This window comes from Gloeocapsa sp. DLM2.Bin57 (assembly GCA_007693955.1).
Taxonomy (GTDB): Bacteria; Cyanobacteriota; Cyanobacteriia; order Cyanobacteriales; family Gloeocapsaceae; genus Gloeocapsa.
Genome location: RECR01000012.1, coordinates 1 through 5,557, shown reverse-complemented (window position 1 = coordinate 5,557; position 5,557 = coordinate 1). Strand labels below are relative to the sequence as shown.

At 35.8% G+C, this 5,557-nt stretch carries 4 protein-coding genes; all 4 read right to left on the bottom strand.

Annotated features, from left to right (window positions below):
- Positions 1-134: 134 nt before the first annotated feature.
- The gene (locus tag EA365_00295; GenBank protein ID TVQ49667.1) at positions 135-2,165 is read right to left on the bottom strand and encodes a hypothetical protein; all 2,031 of its coding nucleotides are present in this window, start codon (positions 2,163-2,165) and stop codon (positions 135-137) included.
- 43 nt (positions 2,166-2,208) lie between these two features.
- On the bottom strand, positions 2,209-3,594 hold the full coding sequence (locus EA365_00290) for a hypothetical protein (protein TVQ49666.1): 1,386 nt from the start codon (positions 3,592-3,594) through the stop codon (positions 2,209-2,211).
- Positions 3,595-4,926, bottom strand: coding sequence for a hypothetical protein (locus EA365_00285; protein TVQ49665.1), 1,332 nt, complete (start codon positions 4,924-4,926; stop codon positions 3,595-3,597).
- A gap of 86 nt (positions 4,927-5,012) precedes the next feature.
- Complete coding sequence (locus EA365_00280) at positions 5,013-5,330, bottom strand: Nif11-like leader peptide family natural product precursor (GenBank protein ID TVQ49664.1); 318 nt, start codon at positions 5,328-5,330, stop codon at positions 5,013-5,015.
- Between the last annotated feature and the right edge of the window lie 227 nt (positions 5,331-5,557).

The window sequence follows — 5,557 nt, the reverse complement described above, 5'->3', positions numbered from 1 at the left end:
ATCTTCCGAGTAACTACCTCAGCTGTCTTGTTTGTGATTGTTGGTGCAGGAATCCTTGTTGGTGGATTGGTTTAAAATCTTCTCTAATCAAAAACGATGATAATAGAGGTAGGATAAATCCTCCTTCTGTTTCATCAACCTGCGGATTTAAGATAAATTAAATGCTCAGCTTGCATAGAAAAAAGTAACTGATTACTGAAGTGAGGAAATTGTTGTTTTAAAGATCTATAACTAGGGTTAGGAGGATAAGAACCATCTAATAATCGCTTTATAATTGGCTGTTGATATTCTGAAAGTTGATAAGGTGAAAAATATCTTTTAAACCAAGCAGAGTAGATGCCATTAACTTCTTGAAAATCACGAACAGCAGGATGGATATTGACTGTAATTTTGTCTTCAATTTTTGGGCTGTATTCATCAAAATTCAGGGTTTTATTCAAGCAGATAACTTGCAAATTTAGTTGCCAGCCACGAACTAAAATATGATCCAAACTTTGGGGAATATCTACACCATTATCTAAGTCAAGATAAAGAGTTTGATACTTACCTAAATCTAAGTGCTTGATTTGAGTTCTAATTATAGCAACCAAAAGGTTATTCAACTTCTGAAAAGACTGACTATTTTCAAATAAATCAACGACAGGAGAGGGTTGATGACTAGCAATAAAACTTAGAAAATCAGAATGCACATAAGCACCTTCTACTGGACTTTGATCAGAGTCTAAAACTCTAATCGTAATGTTTTGAACGGTAGCAACAGTTTTAATAGATAATAATTTCATCAACCACTGTAACTTATTAATAAACGCCTCACTAATCATCTCGGAGGTTACGGGTTTCTCAATGGTATAATTTTCCGTAAGTAAAGAGAGTAAGACTCGCCAATTCATGGCGTTTTTACAAGGTAACGCACTCCAAATTAATGCGGCTAAAGTCCAATAAAAAAGCGTCTGCTTCCAAGACTGCTGGCATTCAAATAATTGAGCAACTAGTAAACAATAGTAAATATAATCAGCAGGTTGTTTAATTCCTTCTAACTGTTTAAACGCAGACTGAAAATGTTCTAAAGTACGATCATATTCTCTAAAATATCTGGCTAGACGACCCAGATTTAGTTCATTGGTATAATAAATGTTAGTTTGATAAAACTCTGGATGATCTTGATAATCTTTAATTCGTTTCTGAATAGCTAAAGCTTCTTGGGGTTGACCCTGCTTAAATTTCAGTAAAGCTAAAATATTTAACTTATACAAATCCTGGTAATCTTTAACTGTCAAGTTTTCATCAATTCCCGCTAGTGCAAAAAAATTAGCACTGGTTTCAACATTATTAAGCAAAAGGTTTGCATAACCTTTAATAAAATATAAACTAGGAAGATAAGCATTTGAATTCATAAACTCCGGAACAGCTTCTTCCACTATCTCTGGATATTTTTGCAGACCTAGTTGTTGACCAAGGCAAATTATAAATAACTTCGCTTGGTTTGAGGTATTTTTTTCACATTGAGTCAATGTTTTGAATAAATAAACTGCTAAATCTGTAGCTCCTGTCCTGAGAATATTGCCAATAAAATCTAAGATAAATTTATAGCTAAATTCATGATTTCGGTAATTAAGAAAGGAAAAATAGCTACTCTTAATTATTGCTTCATAAATATACTTTATATCTTTGATTGTCTCTTCCCCAAAATAGGGTATTTTCCTACCGTCAAAATCTTCTAATTTGTTGTAATCAAGTTTTTGAAATATAGGGGAATAATAATTCTCGAATATCTCTTGTTGATAATAAAAAGTTATTTCTGATTGACTGTACTGGTTCACATACCAAATAAAAGCCAGATTTTCTTCAGTAATATAACGATCAACTAAAAGATTAATCTTAACTTTCTGATTAATTTTAGCTGCTAATTTTTTTGCTTTTATTATGTTCGTATTTCCTAATGATTCTAGTCCATACCAAATATTTGTAGCATTATTTAAGTCATTAAAAACTAATTGATTAAACACATCCTGGATATACTGTTCACGCTCAATGCTACCAAGTTGTTGCAACAGTTCATAAGCAATATAAAAAGGACAGACTACCAATTCAGTTAAATCAATGCTAACATTTTGATTGTTATCAACAACAGACCAATCATATATTTTGCAAAAACTAATACTCATATACAAATTTACTTGAGGTAGAAAAATTAATTATTATTCATAATTATTCTGGATCTTGATTCAACATTTGCGAGCGTGCTTTTCGAGCTAGCTTTGACTTAATCAATTCAAATTCTAAAACTTGTGTATTACGCAGGTTGGCTTCTTTTAACCATTTTGAATAATATTGATCCATGGAGCAAGGAGTATTTTTTAAATGTTCTCTTAATAAGCTTTGAGTGTCAAGTTCTTTATCTACTTCTTCTTCAAGCAGAAAGGGATAAAATTCATTGATGAGTTGTTGCTGTTCCACCGCTTGTTTCAGGAATTTAACATACTTATTCTGTAAAATTAGTTCTTCAGTTAACAAACCCATGCTTCCTTGGGGACCATGCTTAGAGGCTAACCACCACTGCATTTTACGGCAAATCGCTTTTTGGTACATTAAATTCTCAAACCTTTCCCGATTAATATGGTTATCTTGAAGCCATTGCTCAAACGCTTCCTGTTTAAGTAAATTATGTTTTAACTGAAAACGGTGACTTTCTTCAGCAATTTGTTCAGGACTAACTTTAACTTCCAGAAAAGCGGCTAGAATCATAACTAAACCTCGATTGAGGGCACTAAAGTTGAGATTGCCAAAGTCTGAATCGTGTAAAGCATGATAATTTAGCACATCACCCTTGGTTATTTTAGTATCCCCTTCAATCAGGGAGGCTTCTTTCACAAATAAGGTTTGAAAAAGGCGAGTATTAGATAATTCAAAGTCAGGTTGAAAAGGTTCTAAATCTGAGGGCAACTCTTTGAGTAAATTCAATAATTCAATGGTGTCTTGGCGTTTGATGTCAACATAATGCTCTTTAAAATACTGTTGTATTTCGGCAATATCTGAAAATATCCCTTCCTCGACTGCTCCCGTAAAAATTGCGGTTCTGGTTCTTTTGGCAAAGTAAATCTCTTTGGCAAGCTTGAGCAGCTTTTCTAATTGAGAATCATCAATGATTCCATCTAATTTAGCCTGAAGCAAAGTTTCTCTAACATTAACCATAGGCTCTGTTAGAGTTCGAAATTCTCCATCACAATATTCGTGAATTAAAGCTACTTCGTCATCATCTAAAAATTCACCACTGGCAAATTTTTGATAAATTTTCCCTACTCCTTGCATTCCAAATGCTGATAGTTCAGAAGCTCTGATCGCTCCCATACTACTAGCGCCATAAACATGAACCCCCTGACTAAGGGCGAAGAGGATTTCTTTATGCCAGACAGAGGGTTTGGACAGAAATATACCATCAATCAAGGCGATAACTTTTGGTTTAAACTGGCAAACCATACCGACGATATCTCCTTGTTCGGCGGGGGGCACAAAGGTGGCATCAATAATTCTTTGTGCTTCTTTGACTGGCAATGAAGGTCCTAGATAGATTATAATCTCTTTGTGGTGTTTCATTTATAAAATTCCTCCGGCGGGCCTGTGGCTAACTTCTTGTTGCTCCTGGAAATAACTATTGGGAATTGGTAAATTCGGTGGACAATTTTCGACAACAAATTTTTTGGCTCTTCGTCTGGGGCGATAACCATAATAATGATAGCCTTCTAAACCCGGAACAATCACCTTGACCACGGCAATATCAATTTCAGTGGGGGATAAATCCACCACAATGACACTGTTTAAACCAGCTTTTTTGAGCTGATCGATTAGCAGGAATATATCCTCATTAAAGGTATGGCTAGTTTGATTTCTGTAATTCATTTTTACCAATTCGTTGTTGTTAGTAATAGTGTTTACTGACGATTGATAACGAAAACGATTGGCTTGATAAATATCCCTGAAAATATCATCTCTTGAGCCTGAGATAATGATAGTTCGGGATTGAATTGCTTCTGTTAGGGCTCGCAGGATAGCAATATGGGGATTGAGATGAGCTCCATAACCGTGAGAGATGCTCACAGTATTAGATTCAAGATCATATACATAGGCTTCAAATACTGGAACACCGATATCATTAGTACAGTCACAAACTATGGGTAGTAATTGTTTTGATGCTAATTGTTGACAGAGTTTTTGAATTTCTGTGTCATCAACTGTTGATAAGTCTATTTGGATTTTTTTCTTACCATAACAGTTAGCTTCGGTATGACAGGAAACTCCATCTCTTTCAATCACTTCATATAATCCCGAAATGACTGCTTCGAGAAAATGATTTCCTGATGCTAAACCATTAGAGCTCATGGTAAAAGAATAGGGACATTTAAGCTGATTGAGTATTCGAAAATCTAAGCTCACTGAGTGATGGGGGACTGCTACTTCTTCCTGATTGACAATATCCCAGCCTATCACCCAATCCTCGGGGCGATCGCTATTGAATAAGTGATGTTGACTAAATTCTATGTCTTCTAGGGCAATAACGTTAAAAGACTTTTGTACCTGATTATAACTAGCACCAATAATTTCTGGTTGAATATTTTCAGCACAATAAAGCTCGATGCTCTCCATGGCAGCTGAAACTAAAGCCGCTTCTAAATTAGTACTTTTCCCACTAGATTGAGTTAGGCTATAGCTGTTAGGTCTAATTGCAATGGTCACTGGTACGCCCACCCTATCTAAACCAGTAATATTTCCAAGTCTGGTTAAGACAATTTTGGGAAAATAGGGCTTGATTTTGGCAAGGGTTTCCTTGGGGTGTAAAATTCTATTGGAGTTCCCTAGGTCGTATTTTTTCTCAAGATAATATTGTTGACTTTTATAGGATATTTTTGGGGATTCTGTTTTAATTTCCATCTGCTTCTCATCAATTGTCTCTGATTGGATTGTTGGTACTTTTATCTTAAATTTCCCAACAATCCCTCTTAATTAACTTATTTTAGTTAGATGCAAGCTGCACCCAAACTAGCTGCCGCAGGACCAAAAATAGCACCCGCGGCCTCACCGGTTTTTGCCGCTGGACTGCCACCGGCGATCGCATCTAGCTGTTCGTCAGATAAATTGGGCATTTGTTCATGGTTTCTATAAGCCTCTGATATCTCATCTGTGGTAAACTCATAGCCTGCCGCTTTCGCTTCTGCCATTACTGACTCATGATTCCCCTTGTATTGCTCTACTTTAGCGCGGAAAGTTCCATCGCTAATCAACTTATCGATAAAAGCTGTAGCTTGTTCTAAAGACATCTTAATTTCTCTCCTGATTTAATTATTAACTTGGTTAGACTTGCCTAACTGTTTTAGGTTTGATTGTTAGTACTTTTGTCTTAAATTTCCCAACAATCCCTCTTAATTGACTTATTTTAGTTAGATGCAAGCTGCCATCGCCGCACCACCGACTGTTGCTCCAGCTGCGGTTGATGTCGACATGCCACCTGCGATCGCATCTAGCTGTTCATCAGATAAATTGGGCGTTTGTTCATGGTTTCTAT

Bases quoted from the DNA above. Each gene is read 5' to 3' on its own strand.
- EA365_00295 (TVQ49667.1), bottom strand. From the start codon at position 2,165: ATGAGTATTAGTTTTTGCAAAATATATGATTGGTCTGTTGTTGATAAC.
- EA365_00290 (TVQ49666.1), bottom strand. From the start codon at position 3,594: ATGAAACACCACAAAGAGATTATAATCTATCTAGGACCTTCATTGCCA.
- EA365_00285 (TVQ49665.1), bottom strand. From the start codon at position 4,926: ATGGAAATTAAAACAGAATCCCCAAAAATATCCTATAAAAGTCAACAA.